The 17,074-nt window shown below is 68.2% G+C and carries 15 protein-coding genes and 2 pseudogenes; 8 read left to right on the top strand and 9 right to left on the bottom strand.

All coding sequences use genetic code 11. The features are described from left to right. Window positions 1-581 (bottom strand): LysR family transcriptional regulator (locus ACIPSE_RS13655; RefSeq protein ID WP_401661687.1); only part of this gene is annotated, 581 nt, incomplete at its 3' end. A gap of 98 nt (window positions 582-679) precedes the next feature. On the opposite strand from ACIPSE_RS13655, the gene ACIPSE_RS13650 reads away from it, so the two are divergent. Continuing rightward, entirely contained in the window at window positions 680-1,045 is a 366-nt protein-coding gene (locus ACIPSE_RS13650) for a YybH family protein (RefSeq protein ID WP_401661684.1), read from the top strand. 403 nt (window positions 1,046-1,448) lie between these two features. Here the strand turns inward: ACIPSE_RS13650 and ACIPSE_RS13645 are convergent, their stop codons facing one another. Together ACIPSE_RS13645 and ACIPSE_RS13640 are read right to left on the bottom strand one after the other, a co-directional pair. Further along, window positions 1,449-1,994 (bottom strand): discoidin domain-containing protein, encoded by a 546-nt coding sequence (locus ACIPSE_RS13645; RefSeq protein ID WP_401661681.1) that lies wholly within the window; start codon window positions 1,992-1,994, stop codon window positions 1,449-1,451. Window positions 1,995-2,020: 26 nt separating this feature from the next. Then, a pseudogene (locus ACIPSE_RS13640) lies at window positions 2,021-2,191 on the bottom strand (amidohydrolase family protein); the annotation flags it as partial. Window positions 2,192-2,409: 218 nt separating this feature from the next. Between ACIPSE_RS13640 and ACIPSE_RS13635 the strand changes: the two are divergent. Together ACIPSE_RS13635 and ACIPSE_RS13630 are read left to right on the top strand one after the other, a co-directional pair. Further along, window positions 2,410-3,411, top strand: coding sequence for an MDR family NADP-dependent oxidoreductase (locus ACIPSE_RS13635; protein WP_401661679.1), 1,002 nt, complete (start codon window positions 2,410-2,412; stop codon window positions 3,409-3,411). Window positions 3,412-3,428: 17 nt separating this feature from the next. Next, the gene (locus tag ACIPSE_RS13630) at window positions 3,429-3,845 is read left to right on the top strand and encodes a MerR family transcriptional regulator (RefSeq protein WP_401661676.1); all 417 of its coding nucleotides are present in this window, start codon (window positions 3,429-3,431) and stop codon (window positions 3,843-3,845) included. Between the two features lie 306 nt (window positions 3,846-4,151). On the opposite strand, the gene ACIPSE_RS13625 is transcribed toward ACIPSE_RS13630, so the two are convergent. Next, window positions 4,152-4,304, bottom strand: a complete 153-nt coding sequence (locus ACIPSE_RS13625; protein ID WP_401661673.1) for a hypothetical protein — start codon at window positions 4,302-4,304, stop codon at window positions 4,152-4,154. A gap of 498 nt (window positions 4,305-4,802) precedes the next feature. Between ACIPSE_RS13625 and ACIPSE_RS13620 the strand changes: the two genes are divergently transcribed. Further along, on the top strand, window positions 4,803-5,780 hold the full coding sequence (locus ACIPSE_RS13620) for an FAD-dependent oxidoreductase (protein ID WP_401661751.1): 978 nt from the start codon (window positions 4,803-4,805) through the stop codon (window positions 5,778-5,780). Between the two features lie 225 nt (window positions 5,781-6,005). Then, window positions 6,006-7,286, top strand: coding sequence for an MFS transporter (locus ACIPSE_RS13615; protein WP_401661670.1), 1,281 nt, complete (start codon window positions 6,006-6,008; stop codon window positions 7,284-7,286). 132 nt (window positions 7,287-7,418) lie between these two features. On the opposite strand, the gene ACIPSE_RS13610 is transcribed toward ACIPSE_RS13615, so the two are convergent. Both ACIPSE_RS13610 and ACIPSE_RS13605 read right to left on the bottom strand, forming a co-directional pair. Further along, window positions 7,419-7,742, bottom strand: coding sequence for a hypothetical protein (locus tag ACIPSE_RS13610; RefSeq protein WP_401661668.1), 324 nt, complete (start codon window positions 7,740-7,742; stop codon window positions 7,419-7,421). 373 nt (window positions 7,743-8,115) lie between these two features. After that, window positions 8,116-9,692 (bottom strand): annotated as a pseudogene (locus ACIPSE_RS13605) (carbamoyltransferase C-terminal domain-containing protein). 756 nt (window positions 9,693-10,448) lie between these two features. On the opposite strand from ACIPSE_RS13605, the gene ACIPSE_RS13600 reads away from it, so the two are divergent. Continuing rightward, window positions 10,449-11,729: an MFS transporter gene (locus tag ACIPSE_RS13600; protein ID WP_401661665.1), complete on the top strand. Its 1,281-nt coding sequence runs from the start codon at window positions 10,449-10,451 to the stop codon at window positions 11,727-11,729. A gap of 110 nt (window positions 11,730-11,839) precedes the next feature. Here the strand turns inward: ACIPSE_RS13600 and ACIPSE_RS13595 are convergent, their stop codons facing one another. Continuing rightward, window positions 11,840-13,075, bottom strand: coding sequence for a hypothetical protein (locus tag ACIPSE_RS13595; protein ID WP_401661663.1), 1,236 nt, complete (start codon window positions 13,073-13,075; stop codon window positions 11,840-11,842). A 392-nt stretch (window positions 13,076-13,467) separates the two neighbouring features. Here ACIPSE_RS13595 and ACIPSE_RS13590 point away from each other — a divergent pair, with 392 nt between their 5' ends. Then, window positions 13,468-14,142, top strand: a complete 675-nt coding sequence (locus tag ACIPSE_RS13590) for a hypothetical protein (protein ID WP_401661661.1) — start codon at window positions 13,468-13,470, stop codon at window positions 14,140-14,142. Window positions 14,143-14,426: 284 nt separating this feature from the next. Here the strand turns inward: ACIPSE_RS13590 and ACIPSE_RS13585 are convergent, their stop codons facing one another. Continuing rightward, window positions 14,427-14,879, bottom strand: coding sequence for an Lrp/AsnC family transcriptional regulator (locus ACIPSE_RS13585; protein ID WP_401661659.1), 453 nt, complete (start codon window positions 14,877-14,879; stop codon window positions 14,427-14,429). A gap of 112 nt (window positions 14,880-14,991) precedes the next feature. Here ACIPSE_RS13585 and ACIPSE_RS13580 point away from each other — a divergent pair, with 112 nt between their 5' ends. After that, a complete protein-coding gene (locus ACIPSE_RS13580) occupies window positions 14,992-15,609 on the top strand; it encodes a LysE family translocator (protein WP_401661656.1) in 618 nt (205 codons plus the stop codon). A gap of 108 nt (window positions 15,610-15,717) precedes the next feature. Here the strand turns inward: ACIPSE_RS13580 and ACIPSE_RS13575 are convergent, their stop codons facing one another. Further along, complete coding sequence (locus ACIPSE_RS13575) at window positions 15,718-16,986, bottom strand: ricin-type beta-trefoil lectin domain protein (RefSeq protein WP_401661654.1); 1,269 nt, start codon at window positions 16,984-16,986, stop codon at window positions 15,718-15,720. Window positions 16,987-17,074 lie beyond the last annotated feature (88 nt).

The raw sequence follows: 17,074 nt of genomic DNA, 5'->3' as shown, positions 1-17,074 counted from the left end.
CACACGATCGGGTAGGCGACCAGGTCGCGCAGGGTGACCCGCCGCTGTTTCGCGAGGGGGTGCCCGGCCGGGACTGCCACGGCGAGCCGCTCGCTAATGATGGTCAGCGCGTCCAGCCCTTCGGGGGTGGCGGCTGCGGCCCCGATGAGTGCCAGGTCGACTGCACCGGTGCGTACCCCCTCGACGAGCCGGTCCGAGCTGTCCTCCAGCAGCGAGATCTCCACACCGGGATGTGCCTGGTGGAACGCGGCGAGGGCGTCGAACAGCGGGGTTAGGGTGCAGCCGATGACCATTCCGACGGTGAGCCGACCCCGGATCAGGCCGGTCACCTCGCCCACCGCCTGGCCGACTGCCCCAGCGGCGGCGAGTGCGGCGCGGGCGTGTTCGAGTGCGGCCTTGCCCGCGACGGTGAGGGTGACGGTGCGGGCCGACCGGTCGAACAACTCGGCACCGAGTTCCCGTTCCAGTTGGCGGATCTGGGCGCTGACGCCGGACTGGCTGATGTGCACCCGGTCTGCTGCCCGGGTGAAGTTCTGCTCCTCGGCGACCGCGACGAAGTATTCCAGTTGCCTCAGCTCCATGACTGCAGATTCTAGTTCTCAGAAGATTCATCTGTTGGACTTCTGATCAGTCGGCGGCCACGCTGGGAAGCGTGGAAGCCCGACGTCAGGAGGAATTCATGCCGGAGTACGAGAAGGCCATGCGCCCTGAGGACATCACCCGCTTGTTCGTCGAACGATCCAACGCCGGTGACGCGGCCGGGGTCGCCGTACTTTACGAAGAGGGTGCGGTGATGGCCTACCCGCCCGGCGACCAGACGGTGGGCCGGAAGGCGATTCGCGCACTGTGGGAGAAGGTGCTGGCCAATCGTCCGCGTTTCGAGCAGGAACAACCGCTGCCGACGCTGATCAGCGGTGACATCGCCCTCACCTCGACCCCGCCGAAGGACGGGGCCGGTGCCCGGGCGCAGGTCGTCCGGCGCCAGCCTGACGGAAGCTGGCTGCGCCTGCTCGACCAGCCCGAGTTCGTCCCACCCACCCACTGATCCCTCGCCTCCGTGAGTTCGCGGAACGGAAGGCTGTCGGGCGTGACCCCGAAGGGTCGGTACCCCCCGTGTCAAGGAGTTGATCCGTGGGTTCGTGTGAGGTTGCGGGGTCGGTTTCCAGGGGCCGTTCCAGGAGAGCGCGAGCGGAGTCCGCGTAGCGCATAGCGGTCTCCTCGTCGAGGCCGAAGACCTCTGCGAGATGGAGTGGGTCAGGGCCCTTGACCATGGCCTCTTCGAGTTGGCGGTCGACGCGGAGTTTCTCCAGGGTCGCGTCCTGGCCACGCTGCAGAGGTGCCCCGGCCTTGCTGCGTCGGCAGGAGAGCGGCGCGGCAAGGCGGCTTCTATGAAGGCTAGGGGGCTACTGCAGGAAGTTGAACTCGGCGATGGACCAGTAGTGGTTGGCCTAGGTTCGGGTCTGGTGGACGTTGATGTAGCGGGCGGTAGTGGATGGCAGGGGGATGGTCACGGCGTTGCCGTGGGGTGTGCCTGAGGCGGCGAGGGTCCAGCCGTCGCCTGTCGAGGTGTACACCTGGTAGCCGCGTGGATAGTCGCCCTCGTCGTTGTCGATCGAGCCGGCGGCGATCAGCTGGACTGCGGTGATGGTTCTGGTGGAGCCGGGGTCGACCTGGAACCACTCGTTGCCGCTCTGTGCGGTGCCGTCGCTCCAGCGGGTGTTGAGGAGTCCATCGATCGCGTTGGAGACGTCGGCGCCGGCGGCGGACGCGTCGGTGCTCCATCCCGAGTGGGACAGTGAGCTTCCGGCCGGTGCGGTGACGGGCTGGGTCTGCAGCCGCGCCTCGGTGATCGACCAGGAGGTGGCGGCGCTGTAGGCGCCTGTAAGGGTGACGCGGACGTAGCGGGCGTCCAGGCTGGGCCAGGACGCGTCGTCTCGCCGGCCAAGCCGTTCCCGGCATAGACGGTGGCGTGTTCGATGGAGCGCACGCCGCATTCCACGGCGCGTCTCATCGCAGAGGGTGAGTAGGCGTGGGCGCAGACGTACGTGCCCGAGTCGGCGGCCGCCAGCACTGCGGCACTGATCTCCTCCTTCGTGTACTGGAGGCTGTCGAAGGGTGAGTCCGGGGAGGCCACTCCCCCCTGGACAGCGATCTTGATGTGGTCGGCGCCTTTGCGGAGTTCGTCCCGCACGGCCTGCAGGACGGCCGGGCACCGTCCGCCACGCGGGCGGACATGTCGAGTCCGTTGCAGCACCCGCAGCGGGTCTGATGCAGGTTTGGGGACAGGTCAAGATGTCACCCGATCGTGCATCAGACCCGACCGACAGCTGGCCATCCAGTCGATGTACGGAAATCCTCGCGGTGATGAGCCTTGCCCTTGACCCATGGGTCAAGGTTTAGCGTCCGGCTATGAATGCAACGCATCGCCTTGTACGCCTGGCCCGCCGACCCGATGGATTGCCGACCCCGGACGACTTCACCCTGGTGCAGGAACCCATCCCTGTGTCTGACGCCAGCCATGTACTTGTGCGCAACACTCATTTCCTCGTCTTCCCGGGCTTGCGCACCCTCATCGGGGGCGAGACGCGCGATGTTCCGCTGCCACCGCTGCACCCCGGCGACACTCTGTTCGGCCCCGCGATCGGCGAGGTGGTCGATGGCGGGCTGCAGAAGGGTCAACTGGTGCTGCACCTGCAGGGCTGGCGGGAGTACGCGACGCCGGCGGCTGCTGAGTGCCGGCTGTTGGACGGCATCCTGCCCGAACCGGTGGCCCATCTCGCCCAGGGCTCTGCGGCGTACGGCGCGCTGACCCGACTGGCCGAGGTCAGGGAGGGCGATACCGTGTTCGTGACCGGCGCCGCCGGTGCTGTGGGCACCATGGCGGGCCAGGTCGCCCGACTGCTGGGCGCTGCCCGGGTGGTCGGGAGCACCGGCTCACCGGACAAGGCTCAGCGCCTGGAGCGGGACCTCGGCTACGACGCCGTCGTCCTGCGGGGAGCAACTCCGGTCGGCGAACAACTCGCGGAGGTGGCACCGGACGGCGTCGACGTCGTCTTGGACACCGTGGGTGGCGAGCAGTTGACGGCCGCCGTGCACGTAGCGAACCGGGGCGCCCGGTTCGCCCTGGTGGGTGCGTTGGACGGTCAGCTGTCTCCGGACCGGGCAGGCGGGAGCGCGCCGACTGTGCTGGACACCTATCGTTTGCTGACTCGGGGCATCACGGTCTCCGGCTACAACGGCGTGGACCACCCGGATGTCGAGGCGGAATGGGAAGCCCGCTTCGGGGACTGGCTGCGGGCGGGCGACATCCGTTTCCCGTACACCCCGGTCCGCGGAATGGAGCGTGCTCCGGGAGCGTTGCCTGCACTGATCGCGGGGCGCTCCTTCGGAGCGTCCATCGTGGAGTTGTAGGACAGGGCGGAGCGGGCATGCGGATCGGCGAGGCAGCAGCGGCGGCCGGGACCACACCACGTGCTCTGCGTCTTTACGAGGCCCGCGGCCTACTGCGACCCCTACCACGCACCTCGTCCGGCCAACGTGAGTACGACTCCGCCGCGGTGGCCCGCGTCCGCGTCATTCGCAGCCTTCTGGCTCTGGGCCTCACCCTGGAGGATCTCCGCCGCCGCGCCCACCGCCTGGACCTCCTGGACCAGCCGTCGGTTTCCTGTGCCAGCCGTCCCGGTGAGTTCAGCGACGTGGTGGCCGATCGCCTGGCGGCCCTGGACGCCGAGATCGCACGCCTCACGCACCTACGGCAAGGTCTCGCCGCAGCCGCAGGAGAGGCCGAACACGCCCCGAGCTCACCGACACCTGAAGGGCGTAGGCGTTCGAATCTCGGAAGTTGAGACTCAGCCTCAGCGGTTGACCTGGGCCATCAGTTCGCGGTTGGCCGCCCGTGCCACGGCGAGGTCCTCGCCGCGAACATCGTTGCGGGATACCGGGCCAGCAGGTCCAGGTAGGCGCGCGCAGACTGGTGCCGGTTTCGGCGCAATAACGCGGCGACCTGCTCCACAGCCAGGTACCCAAGTTCCTCACAGACAGAGTCGGTGCCCCAGTTGTCGCAGGGCCTTCGAAAGATCAGTAAAAGGCGGCGACGCACCGGAGCCGGCAGGAAGGCGGCGAAGTCGGGCTCCTGCCCTTCCGAGCTGAACTCAGGTGAGGTCGAAGGTGACGCTCACCGAGCCGTCACCGTCCGGTGCCTCCAAGAGCATGAGGGTTCCATCCTCGGCCTCGACGACTCGCACCGTGATCCCGCCACGGTCCTTACCGGGAAACGCGATGGAGAAGTGGGGGTCCATCTCCATGAGGAAGTCCCAGCCCTCGCGTTGGGCCGCGTCAAGGACACTCGCCTACTGGGGAGGTCTCATCCCGAATTGCCACAGCACACAGCAACATTGAAACGTTCCGTTCATATTCAGCGCAAGGGAGTGAGGCCAGAAACTCCGTTGACACCCGACGCATGGCCTACTAGCGTGATCCAGGAATAGATTTGATCACGTTTCGACAAGCAGCGCAGCAATCGCGTGGCGGGAGTTGAGGTCGGCGTGCATCTGCATCCGGAATCGGCATTGCGATGTCCGTGGCGTTCCTCAAGGATCGCACCATGAGCAACTTCCTTTGAATTCTCCCTTGTTCCTGCTTCTTATGCTGTCGTTGCTGGGGTGACAATGCCGACCGTTCAGCTGCAGGGGACCTATGTCCCGGTCATGTGATGTCGCCATCGTCGGGCTCGGAATCATGGGTAGTGCCGCAGCAATGGTGCTGGCTCGTACGGGACGGCATGTCATAGGCCTGGAGCGCGGCTGTCCCAGACCCGTAGACGGGGCCCCGGAGCACTGGTCCACACGTGCTGCGGCACGTCCATCCCGGCTTCCGCGAATACGGCCCCACTTGCCACCTCCGCGCATACAGCGTGGCGCACCCTGGAATCCGAGAACGATACCGACTTGTTCCTCAAGACCGGCGGGCTCCTCGTCGGAAGTGTCGGCTCCCGCACACTCGCGGCGGCGGCGAAAGCAGCCACCGGCACTGCCCACCACAGGCTCTCCGCGGCCGAGATGCGCACGGCGTTCCCCGCGCTGCACTTCGCTGACGACACCGAGGGTCTCCTCGACCAGGAGGCGGGCATTCTGCTCGCGGAGCCGAGCGTTCGCGCCTTCCGGCGCCAGGCCGAGCGAGCGGGGGCTGAGCTGTGCTTCGGAGCCGACGTCGATCTGCACAGCGTGCTCACCCGCTGGCGGAGCGATCACGCCGTCATCGGCGGCGGGAGAAGGATCGGCGCGGACATCCTGGTACTCGCCCTCGGCCCGTGGCTGCGATCGTTACCGGCAGGGTCCCGCTGGCCGCGCGTGAGCGTCGAACGCGCCCTCTCTCACTGGCTGGACCCCGCCGAACACCGCACAGCACTCGCCCCAGACCGAACACCCTTCGTGACCTGTTCCGATACGCACGGAGACTTCCACATGCAGCCCGCCCTGGCGGGTGGGGTGAGGGTCGAGTCGCACTCGAACGGCGAAAGCGCCGATCCCGACAAGGGACCTCGGGCCGTGGACGAGGCCGAGTGCCAGGCCGCCCAGACCCGGCTGGCGGAACTCGCGGGCCTGAAGCCGGCCCATCGCGCAGCGCGCGTGCAGATGCGCACCACCACCCGGGACGGCCAGTTCGCCGTCACGCGTCATCCGTGGGCAGAGGACGTCGTGATCATCTCCGCCTGCTCGGGCACCGACTTCGCCTTCGCCCCCGTCATCGCGGACCGCGTGGCTGTCACCGTCGGCACGTGAGAACCGGCAGGCGGGCCCACTCCGAGGACGAACACCACGGACACCGCGGACACCGCATGGACAGGAGTCTCCCCCGATGCCGTTCACGGTGGACCCCGGCGGTTCGTGCCACCCGCAGGAGCCGCCGAGCCGGACGAACTGGTGGCATCTGAACCGGGCAGGTCTCTTTCCCCGTACTGCCGAGTGCCCCGCACTCGGCCAAGAACCGCAAAGGAGCATGAGCTGATGACCGCGTTGGGCCGATACGCCGAGATCCGCAGAATCCCAGGACTCGCGTCATTGCTCGCGCTGGGACTCGTCGCACGGCTCGGCAGCGGTATGACGCCGCTCGCCCTCCTCCTGCTCATCGAGCACTCGACCGGGCGTTACGCGTACGCGAGCCTCGCGGTGGGTCTGTACGCCCTGGCCGGGGTGTCGATCAGCCCGGTGATAGGACGGCTCGCCGACCTGTCGGGGCCCTCCCCGGTGCTGCTGAGCGCGGCGGTCGCTCACGCGCTGGCCCTGGGTGGGCTTGTGCTCACGGCCGACAGCGGTGCCCCGCTGCCCTGGATGTGCGCGGTGGCAGCCGGGGCCGGCGCGACCTACCCACCGCTCACGCCGGCGATCCGCGGTGCGTGCAACCGGCTCACCGCTTCCGGAACCGGCTGGGAGGAGCTGCGGGGGACCGTCCTCGCCGCGGACACCGCCTTGTACGAACTCGTCTTCGTCGCCGGACCTCTGCTGGTGGGTGTGTTCGGGGTGATCGCCACTCCGGCCGCGGCGATCATCGCGGCGGCCGCAGCCACGCTCGCCGGAACCGTGTTGGTTGCCTGCGGCAGCGCGCTGCGCGCCCAGCGTCCCCATCCCTCGCATACAAGAACAAGCGGTCTCGGTCCGCTGCGCTTCTCCGGCTTCACGGTGCTGCTGGGGTGCGTCGGGGCGCTGGGAGCGGGGTTCGGGGCGGTCAGCGTGGCGGTGCCCGCGTATGCGGACGCGCACTCCCACGCCGACTCCGCCGGGCTGGCGGGCCTGCTCCTGGCGGTGTGGGGGCTGGGCTCCGGCCTGGGCGGTCTGTGGTACGGGGCACGACCTCCGCGCAGCCCTCTGCCGCGGCAGTTCGCGTGGCTGCTCGGGTGCGTGGCGGTCAGCCTCGCGGTTCTCGCCGTGCTGCCCGGTCCGACGGCGCTGGGTGTCGCGCTCGCCCTCGGCGGGGGCGTCATCGCGCCCGCCCTCACCGTCTACATCTCCATCGTGGGCCGGATCGTGCCCTCGAGCATGCTCACCGAGGCCCACACGTGGATCGCGACCGTACCGGTGGCCGCCAATTCGGTGGGCGGCGCGGTGGCGGGAACCGTCGTGGACCGGCCGGGCGGTGTGCCGTGGGCGTTCGTGATGGCGGGTGCGATCGTGGCCATCGCCTCGGTCGCCGCCGCGTGGCCCTCGGGGCCCATCACCCGGGCGGACGCCGCGGCCGAGCAGGTGACACTGGCCGGGACGGACGGCGACGCCGCCCGCCCGGCCGTGTGATCACCGCTCGCCCGCGGCGCCGGGGCGAAATTCAGGACGCCAGGGCGAACGTCACCACATAGACCGGCGCATCCGCATCATCCACGTCGGCCAGTCGCCATTCGGTACCGCTCAGCAGCTTCTCCAGTTCCTCTATGGAGCACTGCAAGTAGTCGATGTAGGGGGTGGCGAGGCGAGATAGCGCACCCGCTGGTGATAGTGGCCTCCGAGCCTGCCACGCTCCTTGTTGCGCTCCTGGTATTCCAGGTGGATGGGGTCTTTCGTGGCATAGGGATCGGTTCCCTGGGCCACGATGCGTGCTCCGGGGCGCGCGCGAGCGGCCAGTGTGCTGAGGAATCCCGGAGCCTGCTCGCGTGATCCCAGCAGCCCCAGATTCTGTCCGAAGAGCGCGAGGACGTCGTAGCGCTGCCCCGACTTGAGGTGTTCTTCCGTGGTCGCGCGCACCAGGTCGTTCACACCCAGCGCACGGGAGACCTCTATGGCCCCCGGGGTTCCCGGCGATGAATCCGTCGTCCCGCTCTACGATCTCGATGACCGGGCGCCGCATCCTCGGCCCGGTCGTCGGCGGCGCTTCGGAACTTGCCTGTTGGGATAATTCGGCCTTCAGGATTTCTCCGAAGGCATCTCCGATTTTCGGCGCTTCTCCCATGATTCGATCATACTCATCCCGCACCACCGAATACCAATGAGCTATTCTGTAATTTCTTTCCCGCGCGTGAATGAATCCATTTTCGGGCACGCCTGAAAACGAATCCGTGAAATCCATGAAATCCGCGAAGAGTTCCCGAAAGACCGGTTCGCCGGCCGCCACAGTGGCGGCCGGCTCCTCTCAGCGTGATCGGACCGGCGTGCCGTCAGCTGGTGGCCGGTCGGCCGCGCTGTCCCAGACGCCGTTCACGGAAGGCCTTGGAGGGGTGGTCGGGGCGGAGCGTCCGCCCACGCTTGGAGACGAGGTAGGAGCCGATATACAGGTGGTCGATCTCGGTGTTGAGGAAGGTACGGACGGCATCCCGGGGGGGGTCTCCACGATGGGTTCGCCGGCGTCGTTGTAGGAGGTGTTGAGGACGAGCGGTACGCCGGTCAGCTCGTGGAAGGCCGAAATCACCTCGTGGTAGAGGGGGTTGACCTGGGCATCGACCGTCTGGACGCAGGCTGTGCCGTCCACGTGTGTGATGGCGGGGACGAGCTCACGCCGTTCGTCGCGCAGTCGGGGAACGAGGAGCATGAACGGGCTCTCGCCGATGAGTTCGAACCAGCGCCCGGCGTGCTCGCGCAGTATCGAGGGGGCGTACGGGCGGAACGGCTCGCGGTGCTTGACCACCACGTTGAGATAGTCGCGCATGTCGGGATGACGGGGGCGGCCAGCAGACTGCGCTGGCCCAGGGCACGCGGGCCGATCTCGGAGCCACCTTGCACCCAGGCCACGACGTGGTGGGACGCCAGCAGTTCGGCCACTTGGGCAACCGGCGCGCGCTGGTAGGTCAGCTTTGCCGCGGCGTCGTCGAGGGCGGTTCGGATCTCTGTGTCGGTGTAGGTGCGTCCGGTGGCGGCGCTGGCTGCGTGGTGGCGTTCGGTGCCGCCGAGGATCTCGTAATAGCCGTAGGCGGCTGCTCCGATCGCGATGCCGGCGTCACCCGCGGGCGGCGCAATGTAGAGGCCGTCGAAGCCTGCTTCTGCCGCAATGCGCTGGTTGGCCACGGAGTTGAGGCCGACGCCGCCGTTCAGGCACAGGTTGCGGGCTCCGGTGATCTCACGGGCCTTGCGGGCCAGATACAGCATGGCGTCTTCGAGTTCGTCCTGCGCCTTGCGCGCGACGTCCTTTGCGAACTGGCTCCTCCAGGCGTCGCGGGCCCTCGGGTCGAAGCCGTCCCCCTCTGCTGCGTACCACTCCTCGTACGACCGTTCCAGCATGGACAGTTTGACGCCGACGTCGGCGCCGTCGTACTGGAGCAGTTGCCCCCAGTCGGGGCACGGCCGCCCGTAGGGGGCCAGGCCCATCGTCTTGCCCGCTTCCAGATAGCCTCCGCAGCTGAACAGGCCGAAGTTCTCGTGACCCCATTTGGTGATCGATCCGAGCTTGGCGGTGAAGAACTCGTAGAACAGGCCCAGGCCGATGTCTGAGAAGTCCTCCGCGTACGACGTGGCCTCGGCCAAGGTGATCTTGGTGCCTTCGGCGGCGAAGACGGTGTGCTTCTCAAGGCGGCCGGAGCCGGGGATGCGGCTGCCGATGCCGTCCACAACCAGTACTGCGGCGTCATCGAAGGGTGAGGTGTAATATCCTGCGCCGGCGTGCGCCAAGTGGTGCGAGGGCAAGGGCAGTTCGCGGATCTTGGACTTGTCCTTGATGGGCAGTTCACCCAACAGGCAGCGGACGGCGCCGTCGTGCAGAGGACGGTTTCCGACCACCAGATCCAGCTCGTCCAGACCCACGCCAACAGCGGCTAAGCAGTTTGAGCTTGACTCTGAAGCTTCCACAGATCGTCAAGCTGTAGGAGTTGACCTGACCGCGCCGCTGAAACCGCTGGTGAGATGGCGGTAGACCCTGCGCACCCCGCCGACCACGACCCGTCCATGGACGAGCCGACCCGTGTCAGCCGACACCAGAGCCAGGCGGGGACCGCGTCGGGGCTCGTGGGGTCGATGCCGATGGCGGCGAGCAGGACGGGGTCGGCGTCGGTCAAGCTGGGCACTCCCCTGCCAAGGCGGACGAACTCGTCTCCACACTGGAGGCCGGGGCGGTGACCGGGGGGTCACACAAGGGTCTGCGAGAACAGCCCTCCGCACGATGCCGAGCAGACCTTCCACAGCGGCTGGTCCAAGGGCCTACGGGCGGCCTCCAGCCAGCTCCTGCACATCACCGACACCACTGCCGCCCAGCACGGACGTGCCCAGACCAACACCCTGCTGGCGGCGCCCGGACCTGCCAGGACCCCGGGCGCGGACCGCAGTCGTAAAGATGGCCCCACGGGTGAGTAGCGGCCCCGCTTGGCCGCAGGACACGGCTTGATCACCAGTAAGTTTCGGCCCCACCGGAAAGTAGCCGTGAGCCTTCGGCACCTGTTTCTGACTCAGGTCTGAGATGCGGCTGATGATGTCTTGATCACGGGGTGGTGGCTGGTCTGGGTCACTACGCTGAGCGCCTTCACGCCTGGGGAGGTTCGGTTGGTACGGCGGAGCACGCTCGGGCAGGATTTCCGTCGGTTGTGGGGCGCCTACGCGGTCAGCGCAGCGGGCAGCGCCGTCGGCATGGGGGCCTTGCCGTTGGTTGCCCTCCTGGTGCTGGATTCCTCTGCCTTCCAGGTCTCTTTGCTCGCCGCGTTGTCCGCGGTGGCCAGTGGACTGATCGCTCTGCCGCTCGGTGTACGTATCGAGCACCAGTACAAGCGGCCGGTCATGATCACCGCCGACCTGGCCCGCTGCGTTGTGCTGGGGAGTGTTCCGCTCGCCATGGCTTTCGGCAGGCTCACCTACACCCAGCTGTGTGCCGTCGGCGTTCTCCAGACGGCGGCGTCCGTCGCGTTCGAGGCCGCGAGTGGCGCACATCTGAAGGCACTTGTCCTGCCCGAGCAGCGTCTTCGTGCCAACAGCCTGTTCGAGACGACCAACTGGATCAGCGTCAGCGCCGGCCCGCCCGTGGGCGGACTTCTCATCGGGGCACTGGGCACGGCCGCCACGATGGTGGTCGACGCGCTGTCCTTCCTCGGATCGGCCCTGGGCATCCGCCGCATCCGGCAGCCTGAACCCGCGCCACCGGACCGCGCCGTCACCTCTCACCCGGGCCGCGACATCGCCGCCGGCTGGCACTGCCTCCTGCGGCACCCGGGACTGCGGCGGCTGTTCTTCAACGCGCTGCTCTTCGGCGGCTCCATCATGATGACGTCACCGCTGATGGCCGTCCTCATGCTGAACTACCTCGGCCTGGCACCGTGGCAGTACGGACTCGCCCTGGGACTGCCGTGCCTGGGCGGCGTGCTGGGCTCACGCCTGGCCCCGCTGCTCACCCGGCGATACGGACAGCGCCGCATTCTGCTGCTCTCCGGTGCCGCACGCACGCTCTGGACGATCATGCTGCCACTGACGCCCTCCGGAGCCCTCGGAGTGTCCGTCATCGTGGCCGCCGACTTCGGCCTGCTCCTCTCCGCCGGGGTCTTCAACCCGACGTTCACCACGTATCGCATGGCAGCCACACCAGACGCGTTCATGTCCCGCGTCAGCACATCCTGGTCCGTCGGCTCGAAGGCCTGCCAGGCCGCCTTCATGACCGCCGGCGGCCTCATCGCCGCCCCCCTAGGGGTACGCGGTGCCCTGCTCATCGCCGGACTGCTGTGCATGGCGAGCACACTGCTCCTGCCATGGAGACAGGAACACCTCTCCACGGACGATGTTCCGGCGCCCACGACGGAAACGGCTCCGCCCGCGGTCACGGACACTCCCCCCGCATAGCGGATACGCCGGATTCCTGGAGCGGCCATCCCGGGGTGGGAGAGTGGAACTCAGGGGCTGCGGTCCGGGCCCGGCGATGGGCTGCCGGCTCGCTGCGCAGGGCGCGGCGATCAGGATGACTTGGTGGTGTCCTTTTGGTTGGGTCTCGGTTCGGGCATTCGTAGGTAGAGGTTGGTGAGTGTCTTTCCGGCTCTGAGCCAGTCGAGTTCTTGCGCCTCCAGCGCGGCGATCGCTTGCGTTTCGCCGGCGAACTCTTGGGCGAGCTGGGCGTGCTGGAGTCCCGTCGTCCAGTTGCCGCCCCACACTCCGATGGCGGACTCGCCGCTGTACTTGCGCATGACGGAGCCACGTCTGGGGTCCGACCAGATCGGAACCCGCCGGAACGACCGTGGCAGTGAAGCTGCGAAGTCCTCGACCAGCCCCGCCGCTTCCTCAGCTGTCGGCGGGGACAGCCAGACCGAGTGGTTCATCTCGGCCTGACCGCGAGACGAGTAGTAGGTGCCCTCAACCAGCAGCACGTGGCGCCCGTAGCGCTGCGCCGCTCGGTAGTTGTGCTTGCCGGAGAAGGCCACGATCCGCTGGTCACATCTGGTCGCGTCGGCGACGAAATCGAGGTCGCTCTCGGGATTCAGGGTGAACGGCACGGGCGCGGCGGCGATGGACCGGCCGTCGAACACGACCACACTTGCGCGAAATGGGTCGATGTACCAGACCCGGTCGGCATCACGCTGGGCGAACAGCCGAGAGTGCGGATGACGCTGTGCGGTGACCCAGGCGACCTGTTTGACCGCCTGCTCCGGCCACTCGCCGGCCGGACCACCCTCGTCAAGCAACTGGGCGGCGCTCCGGTCGAAAGCGCCGTCGGCAAGCCGGTCCATGTCGCGAACGCAGTCCGGGCAGTCGTCGACGCCGCCATCCATGAACGTGTAGAACCCGCGGTGCTTGCGAAGCGGCCGACCAGTCTTGCACCGACGCCACAGTGCGTACCACGCAGCCGCCCGGTCTCGGTCGTACTGACGCACCGCAGCCCCGACCCCGTATTCGAGGATGCTCGCGGCCAGCTTGGAATCGGTCCCTTCCACCCAGCGTTCAACCCAGAAATCGGTGGCCTCCACGACCTCCCGATCGTTGCGCAGCTCAGTGCGCCGTCCCGACCTGTACGTCCCGGGCGTTTTGTGGATACCGACAACGTACTTGTAGACGCTGCACGTCATCGGCCCGGACCCGGCCCGCAGCCGGGCCATCACCGACCGATGAGACCCGGGCGTCCATGCCTCCCCCATACCCGCCGGCATGGGGGCGCTGTCATCGAACAGCGCCTCGGCACAGCGGCCCAGATCACTCATCGGCTCCTCCGACCACGCCCAGGACCAGGTGTATCCCCCGACGGACATCCCGCAGAAGGGGACAGCCCGCCCCGCACGAAGCCCAGCGGGAACCCCAGATCCGTCAGCAACCCGTCCGCCCGGGCCGGCTCCCCGCCCCACCCGCCATCCTGAAGATCACCAGACATGACCGGCACTGTAACCGTGCCCACCGACACCTCCCCCTGCGGACCCCCGAAGCCAATCCCCTTAGGAAGACACGCAAGACACGTACTTCCACCTACTCGTACGTTCTGCGCCGCTCTTGCGAATGGTGCGAAATCGGCTATTGAATACCACTTCCGGCGCTCGTACCACGTCCGCGCCGTCGATCATGAGCGTTGCCTTTCTCCCTGCCTGAAGGAACTCCGAAGATGACTCAGACCGGAGCAGTTGTTCTGACCAAGGCGTCGCCTACGGTCTCGTTGGACAAGAGCGGCGTGACGTCAGGTCTGATCCGCGTGAATCTGAACTGGACGTCACCTCGGGCGGTCGCAGAACGGGAAGCCCAGCAGGTACAGGGTGGGTGGTTCCGCAGGATGAGGGCTTCCTTGCGGGCGAGCGCGGCCAAGGACGTGGATCTCGACCTTGGCTGCATGATCAGATGCAGCGATGGCAGCAAGACTGTCGTGCAGGCCCTCGGCAACGCCTTCGGCGCAGTGAATCGCTTCCCCTACGTCGCGCTTGACGCGGACGACCGGTCCGGTGCCCGAGCCGCGGGCGAGAACCTGGTGATCAATCTCGACCACCAAGCCGAGTTTTCGAAGCTCCTGCTCTTCGTCTACATCTACAACGGCTCCGGGGACTTCCGCGGTCTCGACGCAGTGGTGACGCTCACTTCTGATCGTGGCGACAGTTTTGCCGTGCACCTCGACGAGTGCCCACCGCAGGGCCATGCCTGCGCGATCGCTTTGATCAAGCGCCAGAAAGGGGAGCTCGTCGTGGGGCGCGAGGTGAGGTGGTTCACGCCGCAGGACGGTCCAGGCATCCAGGACGTGATCTCGCGGGCCTACCGGCTCGGCATGAAATGGACACCCGGCCAGAAGTAGCCCTCGACCATGCGCCCTATGCAGCTTTCCGCAGTCACAGTCGCCGATCGCCTGCGCTTCTCGTCTGCTCATCGCAGGCCGTGAAGGTGACCGTCAGCCGGCAGTCCAGCGCCACGCCGATCCGTTCCGGCAGAGCCAGGGACGGCAGATCCGTCCCGGACCCGATCCGCGAGATCGCGTCCGGCAGAGATCTCCGCCGACCTTCTGAACAGCGGTGATGCGCTGACCGCTTGAGCTCGCCATCGTTCGACGACAGGCAGGACGCCCAGGACTTGGCGGTGCGGCTATTCGGGCAGCGGTCTGTCCTGGACGACGTTCTTCATGACGAGGGTGGAGGTCAGGCGCTGGACACCGGGGAGCCGGGCGAGTTGCTGGTCGTACAGCTCCTGGAACGAGGCCAGGTCAGCGGTCGCCACCCGCAGCAGGTAGTCGGGCTCACCGAACAGGCGCTGCGCCTGGAGCACGTGCGGGACGGCGGCCACGGCCTCTTCGAAAGCGGTGACGGTGTCGGGCGTCTCCCAGCGCAGCGTGGCGAAGACGAGGGCCTCGAAGTTCAGGCCGACAGCCGCCGGGTCGATGACGGCGCGGTAGCCGCGGATCGCGCCTTCGCGTTCGAGGTCGCGCAGCCGGCGGTGGCAGGGCGAGACGCTGAGCTGCACGCGGGCGGCCAGCTCGGTGACCGTCAGGCGGCCGTCGAGCTGCAGCTCGGTAAGAATCTTGCGGTCCAGGGCATCCATGGAGAAGATTCTTCCCCACATTCCACGATCTTGGGGTAAATACGCAAACACCTTCGGATGTATCCGGCCTAGCCTTCCCTCCTGAGCACAACAGCGTGAGAGGGAACGAACGATGGACGCGACGACGCTGGCGGTCTTCCTGGCCGTGGACCTGCTGCTGGTGTTCACCCCGGGCGCGGACTGGGCCTACGCGATCTCCGCCGGGCTGCGGGGGCGCTCGGTCGTCCCGGCCGTCACCGGACTGATCGCCGGACACGCCCTCTACGCGCTGGTGGCCGTGGCGGGTCTGGCGGTGATCGTGGCGGGCTCCCCGGCCGCGCTCACCGCCCTGACGGTGGCAGGTGCCGGGTACCTGCTGTGGCTGGGCTGGGGCGTCCTGCGCCAGCCGGCCGTTCCGGCGGCGGCTGCAGACAGCGCAGACGCCTCCCGAGTGCAGGCCGTGCTGAAGGGGTTCGGGATCAGCGGCCTCAACCCGAAGGCGCTGCTGCTGTACTTCTCTCTGTTCCCGCAGTTCATCGACCCGGCCACGGGCTGGCCGGTGGCCGCGCAGACCGGACTGCTCAGCACGGTGCACCTGGCCGCATGCGCCGTCGTCTACCTCGCCGTCGGCGTCCTGGCCCGCACCACCCTGAGCACCCGGCCCTCAGCCGCCCGGCTCGTCACCCGGATCAGCGGCGCCATGATGATCGCCATCGGCTCCCTCCTGCTGGTGGAACGCCTGGCCGGCTGATTGAGCGTTTGGTCCTGTCCCGGTCGAGTCGGTGTCGTTGCCAGAGCCCAGAGGTCGCCAACTGTCCCGCGGATCGTGGGTTGTTGACCATGACTTGACTACAAGTCATCAGCTCAGGGCCCACTTCTGCTGTGTCTGACCATTGCAGTCCCACAGTTGCAGCCGGGCCCCGTTGGCCATGCCCTTGTCGACCACGTCCACGCATCTGTCGGCCTTCACGCTGACCAGGTCGTGGCCGTCGGAGGGCAGGAAGAGCTGGGCGCTCGAACCGTTGCAGACGGCCACCTGGATCGCCGTGCCGTTGGCCGTCCCGCCGCCCGCCGCCGTCATGCAGAGATCGCCCATCACCCGGACCGTGCCGTCCGACATGAAACGCCACTGCTGCTGGGGCGAACCGTCGCAGGTCCAGATCTGGAGCCGGGTGCCCGCGCCGCCGCCCGCCGGGTCGTCGACGCAGCGGCCCGAGGCGTAGCCCTTGATGGACGACGTACGCCGCACGGTGACCGTATAAGCGGCGGTGCCGCCGGACGACGAGGACGTGCCGCCCGAGGAGGAGGTCGAGGAAGAGTCGCTGCCGGAGGAGGCAGAGCCTGTGGAGGAACTGCCCGAGGAGCCCTTCGTCGTGGACGGTGAACCGCCGCCCTGATCGGAGCCGTTCACCGCGGTGCTTCCGTCGGCGCCGCCCTCCGTCTTCGCGCCCTTGGTGTCCACCCGCTCGGTGCTCCCGCCCGACGGACCGGCCGACGGTTTCCCGGAGGGGCTCCGCGCCACGCCGGTGCCCTGGGCGCCCGCCGTCGGGGAGGCCGACCCGATGGCGCCGAACCCGCCGCCGTCCTCGCCTCCGCCGAGCACCGAACCGGGGGTGGCGGCGGCCGAGGGGCCCGAGCCCGTCCCGTCCTCGCCGGTCACCAGGAACGGCACGGCTATCAGCAGCGCGCCCACGACTGCGGCACCGGCGAGCACGCTGCGGTGCGGTCTGCCGGGCGGTACGGAACCGTCGTCCGCGTCTCCCCGCCCCTTGTCCTCCCCGGAACCGTCCGCCGTGGCCGCGGTGGCGGCCTCCGGCTCGTCCGCGCCTTCGCTCTCGCCCTCCCCGCCGACCGTGGGCACCGGCGTCGCACCCGCCGGGGGCTCGGCCACCGGTTCCCTTACGGCGGTGACGGGAGCGGCCGTTCTGGCTTCCGGCGACGGGACGGCGGGGGTCCCGGAGACCTCCGGGGTCCCGGGAATCTCGGGGGCCTCGGGGGCCTCGGGGGCCTCCGGGGTCAGGGCCGGTCCGGTGGCGGCACTGGCCGAGGTGTCGCCCGGCGGTGTCGCCTCCCCGGAGGACCTGGGCGCGGGGGTGTTCTCGGGGCTCGACGGCTGTCGGGGGGTCATCGCCCGCTCTCTCTTCGATGGTGGCCAGGGGAAAACTCTGACGGGGTCGGCGCCGCCCCGGGGACAACAGGTCCGTCGGCCGTGCAGG

The organism is Streptomyces sp. NPDC090106, from assembly GCF_044747265.1.
Lineage (GTDB): Bacteria > Actinomycetota > Actinomycetes > Streptomycetales > Streptomycetaceae > Streptomyces.
The sequence above is the reverse complement of the archived record's forward strand: the minus strand, read 5'-3'. Positions and strand labels throughout refer to the sequence as shown.

Excerpts from the sequence above, each read along its gene's own strand:
- ACIPSE_RS13590 (WP_401661661.1), top strand. The coding sequence starts at position 13,468 with ATGACTCAGACCGGAGCAGTTGTTCTGACCAAGGCGTCGCCTACGGTC.
- ACIPSE_RS13585 (WP_401661659.1), bottom strand. The coding sequence starts at position 14,879 with ATGGATGCCCTGGACCGCAAGATTCTTACCGAGCTGCAGCTCGACGGC.
- ACIPSE_RS13580 (WP_401661656.1), top strand. The coding sequence starts at position 14,992 with ATGGACGCGACGACGCTGGCGGTCTTCCTGGCCGTGGACCTGCTGCTG.
- ACIPSE_RS13595 (WP_401661663.1), bottom strand. The coding sequence starts at position 13,075 with ATGAGTGATCTGGGCCGCTGTGCCGAGGCGCTGTTCGATGACAGCGCC.
- ACIPSE_RS13575 (WP_401661654.1), bottom strand. The coding sequence starts at position 16,986 with ATGACCCCCCGACAGCCGTCGAGCCCCGAGAACACCCCCGCGCCCAGG.
- ACIPSE_RS13650 (WP_401661684.1), top strand. The coding sequence starts at position 680 with ATGCCGGAGTACGAGAAGGCCATGCGCCCTGAGGACATCACCCGCTTG.
- ACIPSE_RS13635 (WP_401661679.1), top strand. The coding sequence starts at position 2,410 with ATGAATGCAACGCATCGCCTTGTACGCCTGGCCCGCCGACCCGATGGA.
- ACIPSE_RS13625 (WP_401661673.1), bottom strand. The coding sequence starts at position 4,304 with ATGGAGATGGACCCCCACTTCTCCATCGCGTTTCCCGGTAAGGACCGT.
- ACIPSE_RS13645 (WP_401661681.1), bottom strand. The coding sequence starts at position 1,994 with ATGCGGCGTGCGCTCCATCGAACACGCCACCGTCTATGCCGGGAACGG.
- ACIPSE_RS13630 (WP_401661676.1), top strand. The coding sequence starts at position 3,429 with ATGCGGATCGGCGAGGCAGCAGCGGCGGCCGGGACCACACCACGTGCT.
- ACIPSE_RS13615 (WP_401661670.1), top strand. The coding sequence starts at position 6,006 with ATGACCGCGTTGGGCCGATACGCCGAGATCCGCAGAATCCCAGGACTC.